The sequence below is a fragment of the Flavobacterium sp. ZT3R18 genome, assembly GCF_007097385.1.
Taxonomy (GTDB): Bacteria; Bacteroidota; Bacteroidia; order Flavobacteriales; family Flavobacteriaceae; genus Flavobacterium.
Window position 1 is genome coordinate 373,818 of record NZ_VJZS01000001.1, and the last position, 16,485, is coordinate 390,302.

Annotated in this window: 12 protein-coding genes and 1 tRNA gene; all 13 read left to right on the plus strand. The window is 34.8% G+C overall.

From position 1 onward, the window contains the following. The first annotated feature begins 48 nt into the window (after positions 1 to 48). Positions 49 to 396, plus strand: coding sequence for an FtsL-like putative cell division protein (locus tag FNW52_RS01625; protein WP_143375677.1), 348 nt, complete (start codon positions 49 to 51; stop codon positions 394 to 396). Further along, positions 387 to 2,390, plus strand: coding sequence for a penicillin-binding protein (locus tag FNW52_RS01630; protein WP_143375678.1), 2,004 nt, complete (start codon positions 387 to 389; stop codon positions 2,388 to 2,390). The genes FNW52_RS01625 and FNW52_RS01630 overlap by 10 nt, the downstream gene beginning before the upstream one ends. Further along, positions 2,387 to 3,850 carry a UDP-N-acetylmuramoyl-L-alanyl-D-glutamate--2,6-diaminopimelate ligase gene (locus tag FNW52_RS01635; RefSeq protein WP_143375679.1) on the plus strand — a complete coding sequence of 488 codons (1,464 nt, stop codon included), beginning with the start codon at positions 2,387 to 2,389 and terminating at the stop codon, positions 3,848 to 3,850. Before FNW52_RS01630 ends, FNW52_RS01635 begins: the two co-directional genes overlap by 4 nt. A 6-nt stretch (positions 3,851 to 3,856) precedes the next feature. Further along, positions 3,857 to 5,086, plus strand: coding sequence for a phospho-N-acetylmuramoyl-pentapeptide-transferase (gene mraY, locus FNW52_RS01640; RefSeq protein WP_143375680.1), 1,230 nt, complete (start codon positions 3,857 to 3,859; stop codon positions 5,084 to 5,086). Position 5,087: 1 nt separating this feature from the next. Further along, positions 5,088 to 6,419, plus strand: coding sequence for a UDP-N-acetylmuramoyl-L-alanine--D-glutamate ligase (murD, locus tag FNW52_RS01645; protein WP_143375681.1), 1,332 nt, complete (start codon positions 5,088 to 5,090; stop codon positions 6,417 to 6,419). Positions 6,420 to 6,473: 54 nt separating this feature from the next. After that, a complete protein-coding gene (locus FNW52_RS01650) occupies positions 6,474 to 7,793 on the plus strand; it encodes an FtsW/RodA/SpoVE family cell cycle protein (RefSeq protein WP_143375682.1) in 1,320 nt (439 codons plus the stop codon). An 89-nt stretch (positions 7,794 to 7,882) separates the two neighbouring features. After that, complete coding sequence (gene murG / locus FNW52_RS01655) at positions 7,883 to 8,977, plus strand: undecaprenyldiphospho-muramoylpentapeptide beta-N-acetylglucosaminyltransferase (protein WP_143375683.1); 1,095 nt, start codon at positions 7,883 to 7,885, stop codon at positions 8,975 to 8,977. A gap of 51 nt (positions 8,978 to 9,028) precedes the next feature. Continuing rightward, positions 9,029 to 10,378 carry a UDP-N-acetylmuramate--L-alanine ligase gene (gene murC, locus FNW52_RS01660; protein WP_143375684.1) on the plus strand — a complete coding sequence of 450 codons (1,350 nt, stop codon included), beginning with the start codon at positions 9,029 to 9,031 and terminating at the stop codon, positions 10,376 to 10,378. Beyond that, positions 10,365 to 11,087 (plus strand): cell division protein FtsQ/DivIB, encoded by a 723-nt coding sequence (locus FNW52_RS01665; RefSeq protein ID WP_143375685.1) that lies wholly within the window; start codon positions 10,365 to 10,367, stop codon positions 11,085 to 11,087. Before murC ends, FNW52_RS01665 begins: the two co-directional genes overlap by 14 nt. A gap of 7 nt (positions 11,088 to 11,094) precedes the next feature. Further along, positions 11,095 to 12,486: a cell division protein FtsA gene (gene ftsA, locus FNW52_RS01670; RefSeq protein ID WP_143375686.1), complete on the plus strand. Its 1,392-nt coding sequence runs from the start codon at positions 11,095 to 11,097 to the stop codon at positions 12,484 to 12,486. Positions 12,487 to 12,585: 99 nt separating this feature from the next. Beyond that, on the plus strand, positions 12,586 to 14,535 hold the full coding sequence (gene ftsZ / locus FNW52_RS01675) for a cell division protein FtsZ (protein ID WP_143375687.1): 1,950 nt from the start codon (positions 12,586 to 12,588) through the stop codon (positions 14,533 to 14,535). A 57-nt stretch (positions 14,536 to 14,592) separates the two neighbouring features. Beyond that, positions 14,593 to 15,042, plus strand: a complete 450-nt coding sequence (locus FNW52_RS01680; RefSeq protein WP_143375688.1) for a GatB/YqeY domain-containing protein — start codon at positions 14,593 to 14,595, stop codon at positions 15,040 to 15,042. Positions 15,043 to 15,111: 69 nt separating this feature from the next. Further along, positions 15,112 to 15,185: transfer RNA gene (locus FNW52_RS01685), tRNA-Arg, on the plus strand. Positions 15,186 to 16,485 lie beyond the last annotated feature (1,300 nt).

A 16,485-nucleotide genomic window follows, 5' to 3' on the forward strand; every position in this document is an offset into this window, starting at 1 on the left:
TTGAATCTACGTGTGCTTATCACGAATAAAAAAATAGAGCAAGACATAATGAAAGGTGGAATTTATAACATATTAAAAGCACAGTTTCTTATAGATGATAACGCTATCAAAAATTGGCGTTTTATTGTTTTTGTGATTTTACTGGCTATAATAATGATTGCCAATACGCAACGTTACGAACAAAAGGTATTTAAGATTATTGAATTAACGAATCATGTTAAAGAATTACGCTCTGAATTTGTAGATAAACGTTCTGAGTTAATGAAACTCAAAATGGAATCTACTGTTTCGGCAAAAATGGAGGGAAAACAAATTTTTCCATCCGCGGTACCGCCTGTTAAAATTGAAGTTAGAAAAGTAGAAGAGAAAAATTTCTTAGAAAGAATATGGCAGTAGAAGATAAACATATATCCTATAGAACTTATCTAGTCGCGATTGTTATCCTTATGATGGCAGTGGCGATTGCTGTTAAATTGACCAATATTCAATGGGTTGATGGGGATCATTATAGAGAATTAGCCAAAGAAAGAACCGTTAAGAATTTTGTAATTCCTGCCAATAAAGGAAATATTTATTCGGCTGACGGAAGCCTTTTGGCGACTTCGATTCCAAATTACGCAATCCGTTTTGATGCTGTTGCTCCAAAAACGGAAACATTTGAAAAAAACATAAAACTCTTGTCTGACTCTTTGGGAAAGATGCTTAGAAAATCAAGTAGCTCCATTCAAAACGAATTGAGGAGAGCTAGAGTGAATAAAAGCAGGTATTATTTAATCGCTAGAGATTTAAGCTATACCGAATATATGAAAATAAAAGGTTTTCCATTGTTTAGCTTGGGAGCTTATAAAGGTGGAATTATTGTTGAGCAAAGAACGGTTAGGGAGCATCCTATCGGGAAAATAGCAGAACGTACTATTGGCTATGAAAGAAAAATGGCCGAAGGATATTCTGACGGAAAAGGTATTGAGTGGGCTTGTCGTGAGTATCTTAATGGCAAAGACGGTAAAATATTAAAACAAAAAATTGCCAAAGGACAATGGAAACCCATACGTGATTCAAATGAAGTGGAGCCTCAAGATGGTTATGATGTCATTTCGACCATAGATGTTTATATTCAGGACATTGCGCATCATGCTTTATTAAAACAATTGGAAGAATATCAAGCAGATCATGGCTGTGTCGTGGTTATGGAAACTAAGACCGGACAAATAAAAGCGATTTCTAATTTGGGAAGAGCTAACGATGGCAGTTATTATGAAACTACCAATTATGCTTATGCCGAATCTCATGAGCCGGGTTCTACCTTTAAGTTAGTCGATTTAATGACAATTCTTGAAGACAAAGTAGCAGATACTAGTACTGTTTATGATAGTCATGGTGGAGAAATCAGGTATTATGGGCGTAAGGTAAGAGATTCTCACGAAGGCGGTTACGGTAAAATATCATTGGCTCGTGGTTTTGAAGTTTCTTCGAATACGGTTATGGTGCAAGCGGTTTATAATAATTACAAAAATAACCCGTCAAAATTCGTTGACCACGTTAATTCTTATGGATTAAATAAAAAATTGGGATTGCTTTTTAGAGGAGAAGGAAAGCCTATGATTCCGCAACCGAGTGATAAAAATTGGTCTAATATTTCACTGCCATGGATGGCATTTGGATACGGAGTTTCGGTTACGCCTTTGCAAACACTAACCTATTATAATGCTGTTGCAAATAATGGAGTGATGGTAAAACCACAATTGGTTACTGAAATTAAAGCGTGGAATAAAACCATTAGAAAATATAATACAGAAGTAATGAATCCAAGGATTTGTTCTCCTGAAACCATTTTGAAGCTGAAAGCAGTTTTAGCCAATGTGGTTAAAAAGGGAACAGGTTCAAAATTATATTCTAAAGATTTTTCAATGGCGGGTAAAACAGGAACTGCTCAAGCTAATTACGCATCAAATGGAGGAAAAGATAAACATTATGTTTCTTCATTTGTGGGTTATTTTCCGGCGGATAATCCAAAATATTCTTGTATTGTAGTGGTTCATAAACCCAATACAGCCAGAAATGATTATTATGGAGCAGATGTTGCTGGGCCAGTTTTTAAAAGAATTGCCCAAAAAATATTTACAGACACTCCCTCTACAAACGTGATTAAAAAATTAGACGGATCGATTCCAAAACAAGACAGTAATTATAATTCTTATTTTGTAAAAGTGCAAAAAGGACAGCAGTATGTTCCAAACGTAAAAGGGATGTCAGGGATGGATGCCGTTGCTTTGCTAGAAAATTTGGGGATGAAAGTAAAAGCTGTTGGTGTTGGAAAAGTAAAAAAACAATCGCTTCAGGCGGGTCAGAACATTGTAAAAAATTCAACTATACTATTGGAATTATCATGAGTATATTAAAAGACATATTATATAAAGTAGCTATAGAATCGGTAAACGGTTCTACAGAAATTGCTATAAACAAAATGGATTTCGATTCTAGAAAAATCGAAAAGAATGATGTTTTTATAGCGATACGAGGAACTGTTTCAGACGGACATGATTTTATAGACAAAGCGATTGAGCTTGGAGCTTCGGCAATTATTTGCGATACTTTGCCTAATATTTTGGCTGAAGCAGTTACCTATGTGCGGGTAAAAGACACTAATGTCGCTTTAGCTTATATGGCTGCCAATTATTATGGGAATCCTTCTGATGGTTTAAAATTAGTGGGGATTACAGGAACTAATGGTAAAACAACAGTTGCTTCTTTATTGTATCAATTGTTTAAAAAAGCGGGTTTCAAAGTTGGATTGTTATCTACAGTCAAAATTTTGGTTGATGATGTTGAATTCAAAGCAACTCATACCACACCGGACTCTATTACTATAAATTATTATCTAAAAGAAATGATTGCTGCTGGTGTAGCCTATTGTTTTATGGAGGTAAGTTCTCATGGAATTCACCAAAAGAGAACGGAAGGACTGCATTTTGCAGGTGGAATTTTCACTAATTTATCTCATGATCATTTAGATTACCATCCCACTTTTGCTGAATACAGAGATGTGAAGAAATCCTTTTTTGATCAGCTCTCCAGTACTGCTTTTGCATTGTCCAACATTGATGATAAAAATGGGCAAGTAATGTTGCAAAATACTTCGGCGAGAAAACGTACGTATGCCTTAAAATCATACGCCGATTTCAAAGCGCAAATTCTCGAAAATCAATTATCCGGTTTGTTATTGAAGATTAATGGCAATGATGTTTGGGTAAAATTAATAGGGACTTTTAATGCTTATAATCTGTTGGCTATTTTCGGAACCGCAGTAGAATTAGGATTGGATAGTTTGGAAGTACTTCGATTAATGTCTGAATTGGAAAGTGTCTCTGGACGATTCCAGTACATTGTTTCTAGTTCAAATATAACGGCAATTGTAGATTATGCCCACACGCCAGATGCTCTGGAAAATGTTTTGAGTACCATCAATGATGTTCGTACAAAAAACGAACAATTGATTACTGTTGTTGGTTGTGGAGGAAATAGAGACAAAGCAAAACGCCCAATTATGGCGGGTATTGCTTCAGATTTGAGTGATAAAGTGATTCTTACTTCGGATAACCCAAGAGACGAGGAACCAGAAGTAATTATTCAAGAAATGGAAAAAGGAATTGCTGCCCAAAATTTCAAAAAAGTTTTGACGATTACCGATAGGTTACAAGCGATTAAAACGGCTTGCCAATTGGCGCAACCCAATGATATTATATTGATTGCTGGAAAAGGACATGAAACGTATCAGGAAATCAAAGGGGTACGTCATGATTTTGATGATATGAAAAATGTAAAAGAAATTTTAGATCAACTGTTAAAATAAAATAATATGCTATACTACTTATTTCAATATTTAGACAAAGTAATGGATGTTCCTGGAACAGGAGTTTTTCAATATATTACTTTTAGATCTTCTTTGGCATTAATGTTATCCTTGCTGTTGTCTACTATTTATGGGAAACGAATTATAGGTTTCTTGAGCAGACAGCAAGTAGGCGAAACCGTTCGTGAATTAGGATTGGCAGGACAAAATGAAAAAGCAGGTACGCCAACTATGGGTGGTCTGATTATCATATTTGCTACTTTGGTTCCGGTAGTGCTTTTTGCAAAACTGCATAACATTTATATTATTTTATTGATCGTAACCACCTTATGGATGGGAACTATTGGTTTTATTGACGATTATATTAAAATTTTCAAGAAAGACAAACAAGGTCTTAAAGGAATCTTTAAAGTTTTCGGGCAAGTTGGTTTAGGATTGATCGTAGGGTCGGTATTGTATTTCAGTCCTGCGGTTACCGTAAGAACAGATACAGGAAATAGTGATATTTTTAAAACTACTACCGAAACGGTAATACAACAAGCTTCGGTAGAAGAGAAATCTACTGCGACAACCATTCCATTTTTTAAAAATAATGAATTTGATTATGCCGAAGTTTTGGCTTGGACTGGCGAAGGCTATGAAAAGTGGGCTTGGTTGATTTTTATTCCTGTAGTGATTTTTATTATTACTGCCGTTTCTAATGGAGCCAACTTAACAGATGGTATCGATGGTCTGGCTGCGGGAACTTCTGCGGTTTCCGTATTGGCATTGGGGATTTTTACTTTCGTATCCGGAAATATTATTTTCTCCAATTATTTGAATATAATGTATATTCCTAATTCTGGGGAAATGACCGTTTTTATCTCGGCATTTGTAGGAGCCTTAATTGGATTTCTTTGGTACAATTCTTATCCGGCTTCTGTTTTTATGGGAGATACAGGGAGTTTAACCATCGGAGGGATTATTGCCGTTTTGGCTATTGCTGTTAGAAAAGAAATGCTAATTCCTTTATTATGCGGTATCTTTTTGGTAGAGAACTTCTCTGTCGTTTTGCAAGTGAGTTATTTTAAATACACCAAAAAACGTTTTGGAGAAGGACGAAGAATTTTTCTGATGTCTCCATTGCATCATCATTATCAAAAGAAAGGGTACCATGAAAGCAAAATTGTGACACGATTTTGGATTGTTGCTATCATGCTGGCCATATTGTCTATTGTAACACTAAAATTAAGATAGTATGAGGCTAGTAATATTAGGAGGTGGAGAAAGTGGTGTTGGAACTGCTATTCTAGGAAAAAAACAAGGATACGATGTTTTTGTTTCCGACTTTGGGAAAATTCAAGGAAGTTACAAAGAAGTTCTTATCATTAATGGAATTGCTTGGGAAGAGGGAAAACATACCGAAGAGCTGATATTGAATGCTGATGTAGTAATGAAAAGCCCTGGAATCCCAGATAAATCCCCAATAGTTAAGCAATTAAAGGAAAAAGGCGTTTCTATAATTTCTGAAATTGAATTTGCAGCCCCGTTTACAGAAGCAACTACCATTGGGATAACGGGAAGCAACGGTAAAACAACCACAACGATGTTGACCTATCATTTGCTAAAAGCAGCAGGATTGAATGTTGGCTTGGCGGGGAACATCGGGAAAAGTTTTGCTTGGCAAGTTGCAGAGAATAAGTTTGATGTGTATGTGATTGAATTGAGCAGTTTTCAGCTTGACGGAATTGTAAATTACAAGCCACATATTGCAGTAATTACCAATATAAGCCCGGATCATTTAGATCGATACAATTATAAATATCAAAATTATATTGATTCGAAATTTAGGGTAACGATGAACCAAACCGAAGAAGACTTTCTTATTTATGATTACAATGATGTAGCTATAACAGAATGGCTAAAAAATAATAATACAAAAGCTAAATTAATTCCTTTTTCATTGACTGACGAATTCAACGAAGGAGCTTATATAAAAAACAACAAAATGGAAGTAAAGATCAATCACGAAGAGTTTACAATGGAAACAGAATATATCGCATTAGAAGGAAAACATAATTTAAAAAATGCTATGGCTGCGACTTCTATTGCAAAGATTCTGCAAATAAGAAAGGGAACTATCCGTGAGAGTTTGTCTAATTTTCAAGGTGTTGAGCATCGTTTAGAAAAAGTGTTGAAAATCCAAAACGTTCAATATATCAATGATTCTAAAGCGACTAATGTAAATTCTGTGTTTTTTGCTTTAGATAGCATGAATACGCCTACTGTTTGGATAGTTGGTGGGGTTGATAAAGGGAATGATTATCATGAATTGATGTCCTTAGTTCGTGAAAAAGTAAAAGCAATTATCTGTTTGGGTGTTGATAATAAGAAGATTATTGATGTTTTCGGGAGTGTTGTTGACATGATGGTTGAAGTAGATAACATGAATGATGCTGTTCGTATGGCGCAACGTCTAACCGAAAAAGGGGACACGGTTTTATTGTCGCCTGCTTGTGCCAGTTTCGATTTGTTCGAAAGCTATGAGGATAGAGGAAGACAATTCAAACAAGCAGTTAAAAATTTATAATTTTAGATTTCGGTAAGAACTCTAAATTCTAAACTCTAAATTCTAAACTTTAAAATGAAAGAACTAGTTAACAAATTAAAAGGAGATAAAGGCATATGGTCATTCGTGGCTCTATTGGCTATGTTTTCGTTTATGCCTGTTTTTAGTGCGAGTAGTAATTTGGCATACATAGGTCACGGAACCGGAAATACTTTGGGTTATTTGGTTAAACATTTTGCCCATATCTGTATCGGTTTTTTGATTATTTATTGGATTCATAATATACCGTATCATTATTTTAGGGCTATTTCAAAGGCTGGATTGCCAGTGGTTTGGCTTTTGTTGTTGTACACCTTAGCAAAAGGAACTGCAATTGGAGGAGCTAATGCGAGTAGATGGATTCAAATTCCTTTCGTTGGATTGTCTTTTCAAACCTCTACGCTTGCGGCTATCGTTTTGTTTATTTTTGTAGCTCGTTATTTGTCTAAAACTAGAGAAAATCCCATCACGTTCCAGTCTTCTTTTTGGGAACTTTGGACTCCGGTTTTTATAACATTAGCATTAATTTTACCGGCCAACTTTTCTACTACGGCTTTGATTTTTTCGATGGTAATCATGCTCGTTTTTGTTGGTAAATACCCAATGAAATATATAGGAGCCATTTTGGGTATGGGGATTGTGTTTCTTGCTTTTTTTGTCTTGCTCTCCAAGGCTTTTCCTGATTCAAAATTTTTTAGCAGAGTAGGTACTTGGGGTAGTCGTATTGAGAATTTTACAACTGACAAAGCGGATGAGGATGATTATCAAATAGAAAAAGCTAAAATTGCCATTGCTTCTGGTCAAATATATGGATTAGGACCAGGCAAAAGTGTACAGAAGAATTTTTTGCCCCAATCCTCTTCTGATTTTATTTATGCCATTATAGTTGAGGAATACGGATTGGTTGGCGGGTTAGGAGTTCTGGTTTTGTACCTGCTTTTGTTGTTTCGATTTGTAGTAGCCTCCCATAAAGCCAATACGCTTTTTGGAAAACTGGTGGTCATTGGTGTAGGATTTCCGATGATTTTTCAAGCCATGATCAATATGGCGGTTGCAGTAGAATTATTACCGGTTACGGGGCAAACATTACCCTTGATAAGTAGTGGTGGTAGTTCTATTTGGATGACTTGTTTTGGACTTGGAATCATTTTGAGTGTGACCAAAAAAGAAGAAGAAATAGCGCTAGAAAAACTAGAAAAAGAAAAAAGAGAGGAAGCACTTCAAAAATTGATTGATCGAGAATTAGAAGGAGATGGTATTACAGCCAATGAATTCGATAATTCAGCGTTGGATTCAAGCAGATATTCTATAACGGATAATTCTAAAAATCCAATGAATGCGGTCTTAAATAAGTAGGCAGATTTCAGATGACAGATTTCAGAAATAGAATCAATTTTTAAAACCTTAGGGGGCATATTAAATCAGAACCTTAGAACCTTTATACAATGGCAAAACATAAATTCATATTAAGTGGAGGAGGAACTGGAGGTCATATCTATCCTGCAATTGCGATTGCAAACGAATTAAAATCACGTTTTCCGGATGCAGAAATTTTGTTTGTTGGTGCCAAAGATAAAATGGAAATGCAAAAAGTGCCTCAGGCGGGGTATAAAATAAAAGGGCTTTGGATTGCAGGTTTGCAAAGAAAATTAACGATTCAAAATGCAATGTTCCCTTTTAAATTATTGAATAGTTTATGGGAATCCAGAAAAATAATAAAGAAGTTTAAGCCAGATGTGGTTATAGGAACAGGTGGGTTCGCAAGTGGACCATTGTTGAAAATGGCCAATACAATGGATATTCCAACTGTGATTCAGGAGCAAAATTCTTTTCCGGGAATTACTAATAAATTATTAAGTAAAAAAGCAAATGTCATTTGTGTGGCGTATGATCATCTGGAACGTTTTTTTTCTAAGGATAAAATGATTTTAACCGGAAATCCAGTTCGTCAAGATTTAATGGAGATTGATAGTAAAAGAGAAGAAGCTATTGGGTATTTTAAATTAGATGCGAATAAAAAAACACTTTTGGTACTAGGAGGAAGTCTTGGAGCAAGAAGGATAAACCAATTGATAGAAAAAGAATTAGATAAATTAGTATCTCTTAACGTTCAGATTATCTGGCAATGTGGGAAATTTTATTTAGAGGATTATAAAAAATACAATAAGACCAATGTTCAAGTAGTTGCTTTTATCGAAAGAATGGATCTGGTTTATGCAGCTGCCGATGTAGTCGTTTCTAGAGCAGGAGCATCTTCGGTTTCGGAATTGTGTATCGTTGGGAAACCTGTCATTTTTATACCATCGCCCAATGTTGCTGAGGATCATCAAACCAAAAATGCTCAGGCAATAGTGAATAAAAAAGGAGCTATTTTGCTTAAAGAATCACAGCTGGATGTAGACTTTAGTTTAGTATTTGAATCGTTGATAAAAGATCCGGGAAAGCAAGAACAATTGAGTCAAAATATTAAAAAATTGGCTAAGCCAAAAGCAACGGAACAAATAGTAGATGAAATTGTGAAGTTGATTGGAAAAGAGTAAAGAATAAAGAATAAAGAGAATAGACTGAAGAATCTTAATAAAAGAAAACAAATGAACCTGAATCAAATAAAAAACGTCTATTTTATAGGGATTGGAGGTATCGGAATGAGCGCTTTGGCTCGTTATTTCAAGGCTATCGGAAAGCAGGTTTCGGGCTATGATAAAACGCCTTCCATTCTTACCAGTGAATTAATAGAAAGTGGAATTGACATTCATTTTGAAGATAGTATAGCGTTGATTCCAACTGATTGTTATGTAGAAAACACTTTGGTTATTATTACGCCAGCAGTGCCAATCTCGCACTCAGAATGGAATTATTTCTTGGAAAGAGGTTTTTATGTAAAAAAGAGAGCCGAAGTTCTAGGGATAATTACTAAAGATACTTTTTGTTTTGCTGTTGCTGGAACCCACGGAAAAACGACTACCTCTAGTATTTTAGGTCATATTTTGTATGAAAGCGGAGCCGATGTTACGGCTTTTATCGGTGGTATTGTTGAGAATTACGATTCTAATTTAATTGGAACCGGAAAAACGGTTACTGTAGTTGAAGCCGATGAGTTTGATCGTTCCTTTTTGCATTTGCATCCCAATATTGCCTGTATCACATCAATGGATGCGGATCATTTGGATATTTATGGGACTAGTGAAGCAATTGAAGCTTCTTTTGTAGAATTTGCCAACAAAGTAGAAGATAAAAGCAATCTGTTTATTACCAATGAATTGCCTATCGACGGGGTGGTTTGTGCCGTAAATGAGGAGGCTGTTTATAAAGCATTCAATGTAAGAATAGAAAACGGTAGTTACGTTTTTGATGTTAAAACTCCAAACGAATTAATTAAAGATTTACATTTTGGATTGCCAGGTAAGCATAACTTAATGAATGCTTTAATGGCACTAGCTATGGCAATAACCTACGGCACCCCAACCGAGGTTATTGCGAAAGCTTTGTTGTCGTTTAAAGGTATCAGAAGACGGTTTTCGTATCAAATTAGAGAAGAAAATTTAGTTTATATTGATGATTATGCGCATCATCCTACCGAAATAAATGCGGTTCATCAAGCGGTTCGGGAATTGTATCCGGGTCAAAAGATATTGGCTATATTTCAACCTCATTTGTTTAGCAGAACCAGAGATTTTGCAGATAATTTTGCCAAAAGTTTATCAGCTTTTGATGAAGTGCTTTTATTGGATATTTATCCGGCACGAGAACTGCCGATGGAAGGCGTAAATTCACAATGGCTTATGGATAAAATGACAAATGAGCATAAAAAATTAATCTCAAAAGTGGATTTGATTCCTACAATTTTGGCTAATGATGCTCGTGTCATTGTAACTATTGGCGCAGGTGATTTAGGGGAAATGGTTCCTTCAATTAAAAAGGCATTGTATGAAAATATTTAATTGGAATAACGTTCGATTATTACTTATGTTTTTCTTGGTAATTTTTCTTTTTTCATTCACATCAAAAAGAAATTCAAAGAGAAAATTGACTAAATCAGCTGTTGTTTTTGTAGGTGAAAACGCTCTTTTTATGAAACAGGAAGCGGTTAATAAATTGTTAATAGAAAATAATTCGAACGCTACTATCGTAAGAAAAGATAGGTTAGATTTGAATAAGCTAGAGCAAGTGTTAAATGCTCAAGCGATGATCGAGAGAGCAGATGTGTTTGTAAGTATCGATGGAGTTCTAAAGGCGGTTGTAAAACAAAAGACACCTATAGCTAGAGTTTTTAATGATGAGGGCTCCTTCTATATTGATAGCGAGGGTAATAAAATGCCATTGTCAGCCAATTTTACGGCTCGAGTTCCACTTGTTTCTGGGGAGATAAACAAGAAAAATAGCAAAGATTTATTCGAATTATTTAAGGTGATTTATGATGATGGGTTTCTGAAAAAAAACATTATTGGCATCAAAATTATGTCCAATGGTAGCTTATTAATGCTGAATAGAAACTATAATTTTCAAATTGATTTTGGAAATATGATAAATGTAGAGCGAAAATTCAAAAACTATAAAGCTTTTTTTCAAAAGGTAAGTTTAGACAGTTCGTTGCATAAATATAAAAAAATAGATCTGAGATTTACGGAACAAGTTGTTTGTACTAAATAAATAGAAAATGGAAAAAGAGAATATTGCGGTAGGTCTAGATATTGGGACGACTAAGATTGTTGCCATGATCGGCAAAAAGAATGAATACGGGAAGCTTGAAATTTTGGGTGTAGGAAAATCCAAAAGCTTAGGGGTAGCGAGAGGCGTTGTAAATAACATTACACAAACGATTCAATCCATACAACAAGCAATTCTTGAAGCCGAAAATAATTCGGGGTATAAAATTAAAGATGTCGTAGTTGGTATCGCAGGACAACACATCAGAAGTATTCAACATAGTGATTACATCAGCAGAAGTAATCCAGAAGAAGTAATTGGAGGAAGCGATATTGATTTATTGATCAATCAGGTTCATAAATTAGCGATGCTTCCGGGAGAAGAGATTATTCATGTATTGCCACAAGAATTTAAAATTGATGGGCAATCAGATATCAAAGAGCCAATAGGAATGTATGGTGGAAGACTGGAAAGCAGTTTTCATGTTGTTGTAGGGCAAGCGTCATCTATTAGAAACGTGGGAAGATGTATCCAAAGTTCAGGAATTGAATTGTCAGGATTAACATTAGAACCATTAGCTTCATCGGATGCTGTTTTGAGTCAAGAAGAAAAAGAGGCGGGTGTTGCTCTTATAGATATTGGAGGAGGAACTACTGATTTAGCTATTTTCAAAGATGGGATCATTCGTCATACTGCGGTTATTCCTTTTGGAGGAAATGTAATTACAGATGATATTAAAGAAGGGTGTTCCATTATAGAAAAACAAGCCGAATTATTAAAAGTGAAATTTGGTTCAGCCTGGCCAGGAGAGAATAAGGACAATGAAATTGTTTCTATTCCAGGTTTAAGAGGTAGAGAACCAAAAGAAATTTCATTAAAAAATCTGTCGAAAATAATTAATGCAAGAGTTGTAGAAATTATTGAACAAGTTTTTACGGAAGTGAGAGCCTATGGTCATGAAGATCCTCGCAAAAAATTGATTGCAGGAATTGTACTTACAGGTGGTGGTGCTCAATTAAAGCACATTAAACAACTGGTAGAATACATTACCGGAATGGATACAAGAATTGGTTATCCAAACGAGCATTTGGCCGGAAACTCAGATGAAGAGATTTCAAGTCCTTTATATGCTACAGCGGTTGGATTAGTAATGAACAGTATCGAAAATAATACACAAAGCGCAGTTAGAATGCAAGCGATGGGTGTCCCTGAAAAAGTGACTTATTTCAGAGAACCAGTAATCGAGGCAATTGTGGAAGCAAAAGAAGAAGTATACGTGGAACCTGAAAACGTGTTTCAGCAAAATTATACCAAAGAAGAATCGACTGAAAACAAAATTAGAAGATCCTTTTTTGATAAATATGTGGATAAGATTAAAGATTTTTTGGATAACGCAGAGTAAGTATTATCAAGAATAGAATAAGTTATCAGTTCTCCTTTTTGCCCCAAGCCAAGAGTAGTAAAAAAAAATAAAATTAATAAAATTTCAAAACCCCATATTATGTCAAGCAACTCAGAATTTGGAAGCATTTCATTTGATTTACCAAAGAATCAATCAAATGTAATAAAAGTTATCGGAGTAGGTGGAGGTGGTAGTAATGCCATTAACCACATGTTTAAACAAGGGATTAAAGGCGTTGATTTCATCGTCTGTAATACCGATTCCCAAGCACTGGATAATAGTTCTGTGCCGAATAAAATTCAGCTAGGAGTTCATTTAACCGAAGGTCTTGGAGCTGGGGCAAACCCAGATGTAGGCCATCAATCCGCTATTGAAAGTGTTGCCGAAATTGAAAAAGTGTTGGACCGCAATACCAAAATGGTTTTTATAACTGCAGGAATGGGGGGTGGAACCGGAACCGGAGCTGCACCAGTTATTGCACAATTGGCCAAAGAAAGAGATATTCTTACCGTTGGAATTGTGACTTTGCCATTCTTGTTTGAAGGGAAAGTGCGTCAAGAGCAAGCCCTTATCGGAATCGAAAAATTGCGTAAGCAAGTCGATTCATTGATTGTAATCAACAATAATAAATTAAGAGAAGTATATGGAAATCTTGGTTTCAAAGCAGGATTTTCAAAAGCGGATGAAGTTTTGGCAACAGCCTCTAGAGGTATTGCTGAAGTAATTACGCATCACTATACTCAAAATATCGATTTACGTGACGCTAAGACCGTATTGTATAATAGTGGAACTGCTATTATGGGATCTTCTGTTTCTTCTGGCGAAAATAGAGCCAAAGAAGGAATTGTTTCGGCCTTAGATTCTCCGCTTTTGAATGATAATAAAATTACTGGTGCCAAAAACGTATTGTTGCTTATCGTTTCTGGAACTAATGAAATTACTATTGATGAAATTGCCGAAATCAACGAACACATTCAGTCAGAGGCAGGTTCTAATGCCAATATTATCATGGGGGTTGGTGAAGACGAAACTCTAGGTGATGCTATTGCTGTAACCATTATTGCTACTGGATTTGATGTAGAACAACAAAACGAAATCGTAAATGTTGAACCTAAAAAAATCATACATACATTAGAAGATGAACAAAGAGGGGTTTTTGATTTGTCTAATATTACAGTAGCCGGTTTTAATCTTAATAGTGAAGTAACGACAGCTAATGATGCAGCAGCTGAAAGAATAGTTTTTGATTTAATAGAAGATGAAGTTGCGATTCCAGAACCGGTAATTGCTTCTATTGACGAGACTGAGTTGATGGTTATGTCTGAGTTTATTAAAAATTTGGATGTGACTTTCGAAATTGTTTCTCCTATAAAAGATATTGATTTTGTTATTTCTAACCCAACAATAGAACAAGTTAGAGAGGTAAAATCAGAGCCAATTCGTTTTGAAGAAAAACAAGAGCAAACTGCTTTTTCTTTTGATATGCCTTTGCATAGAGCAGAGCCAGTTGCTGTGAAGCAAGAGAATGATATTTTGTTTGAACTTACAAACGAAACTCGTGATATTAAAGTCGTTCAGCCGGTACAATTTGTTCCAGTAACAGAATTATCAGACAATGGAATCATAAAATATTCTCTTGAAGAATATATGGAGGTAGATAATGACTTTCTAGACAGTAAGCCAGCTGCAAAAGTGGTGGAGGAAGTGATTCCTGCAGAATTAAACATCACAATGAAGCGAGTGATGAATCCGGTTGAAGAGGCTCCAGTGTTAGAAAATAATTCTCCTATTGACATGACAATAGAAGAAACTTTACGATTTAGAGCAGAAGAAAGAAGAAAAAAATTAAAAGATTTTAATTATAAGTTTCATGATAATGTCTCTAGAGTCGATGAGTTAGAAAGAGAACCAGCCTACAAGCGATTTGGTATCGATCTTTCGAGTTCACAAAACAACAATTCAAATTCTAGAATATCTGTTGGGACAGACAGTAACAATGATTTACAATTGCGTTCCAATAATTCGTATTTACATGACAATGTAGACTAGCTTCGACAAGCTCAGCTACCGAAATTTAAAATCATAAATCTAAAATCATAAATCTATATGAGTTTATCAATACAAATCATGGACGAAATAAAAACCGCCATGAGAGCCAAAGATACAGTAGCATTAGAAGCCCTAAGAGCTATAAAATCTGAAATTTTATTGGCGCAAACTGCCTCAGGTTCAAAAGAAGAAATCTCAGCAGACGACGAGATTAAATTGCTTCAAAGATTAGTTAAGACGCGTAAAGAAAGCGCTAGAATATTCACAGAACAAAATCGTTTAGACTTGGCTGAACCAGAATTGGCGCAAATCGCGGTAATCGAAAAATTCTTGCCAGCTCAATTGAATGAAGCAGAAGTAGAAGCTGTGATTGCAAAAATCATTGCCGAAACAGGTGCTTCAGGAATTGCTTCTATGGGTAAAGTAATGGGATTGGCAGCTGCTCAATTAGGAGGAACAGCCGAAGGGAAAACCATTTCCACCATAGTAAAGAAATTATTGACTTAAAAAAAGACAAGGTTATTGATTGCAGGTTTTAAATCTAAAATCTGCAATCAATAATCTAAAATTAATATTGACTGCGTAGTTCAACTGGATAGAATATCAGATTTCGACTCTGAGGGTTGCAGGTTCGAACCCTGCCGTGGTCACATAGCAAATTTTAATAGGCGTGAAGATTATACTAAATTCGTATAATCTTCACGCCTTTAGTTTTTTAGGGGATAACTGTGAAAAAAATCACTGATATTGAATACCTAAAAAATCACCTTCCACTTTTCGTAAAACTACACGATGAATTTTAACTTCGAAAAAGCAATACTTGCTTATTTATTGATAAAACCTCAAAAAATATCAACTAATGATTTTGTGTGCATCTTTTAAAATTAAAGATGTATTGATGTATGATCTAAACTTTTTTTGGTTTGGCAACTTTTTTTTTTGAATTCAAGATGTTAAAAATTGGGTTGGATGTATCAATTGTTGTACTTGTAAATTAATTGATTTGTGTTAACTATTTATGTGTGAATCGATTAAGTGGTATCAGAAATTTCATGTGTAAATAGCGGATTCATAATTTAATGAAAAATTAATATTAGTTTTTATCTGACCATTAAAAGTAAGACTATCCTTTTGAATGTGTAAAATGAATGTTTTTTGTCGAGTAAATTTACTTTTAGTTAGTTTTTTCGATTTTCTTTTATTTCATTCGCATTCATAAAGTTTAGAAAGTGAAAATAAAAAAGCAATAAATCACATCACATTCTAATGTTGTTTTTACTTTGAGTGTAGCTTTTTTTTTTGCGTAAAAGAGAACAGTTTTGGTTGTTGTTGCAGTCAATGCCGAATTGCTTTTGTTAGACGCGAGAGTATTAGTGGAAGAAATCAAAAACAGGAACACAAACTAATTTTGATGGAAGATCTTAAATTAAAGCAACATCAAATCAAGTCTTGATTTTTAGCTATGTTGCAATGCAAATAAATAGTAACTATTTCATCGATAGTAACTAGGTTTAAAATATCAAATAATTGATCTTTAGTTAATTGCCCTGATGGTTTTAGGGGGGCGAAAAATCGCTAGTCAATACTATTCAACAAGTAAAAGGAGCTGATTTGGCATTGGGAACTACAAGTGAAAATTCTTAATGAACTTTAGAATAGAGCTACTGGAGTTCAGCTGAAAAGAAATAATAAATTTTGTGGATCTGCATATGTAGTTTCTAGAGGAGTAAAAAGTCTTTCCAGAAACAATCAGATACTTATCGTTATTGATGATTTGTCAATAAACTACTTCAACATAAATTCAAATACTGGAAGCCAATTTAAAGAAAAATGATTTTATTGGTAAATTGACCGTATTGTCCTGTATTAAATTGAACAGTATAAATGAATTCAAAAAAGACATTTTAAAGAGATTTAATAACATGGTATAATTCTATAAACTTAAATCCA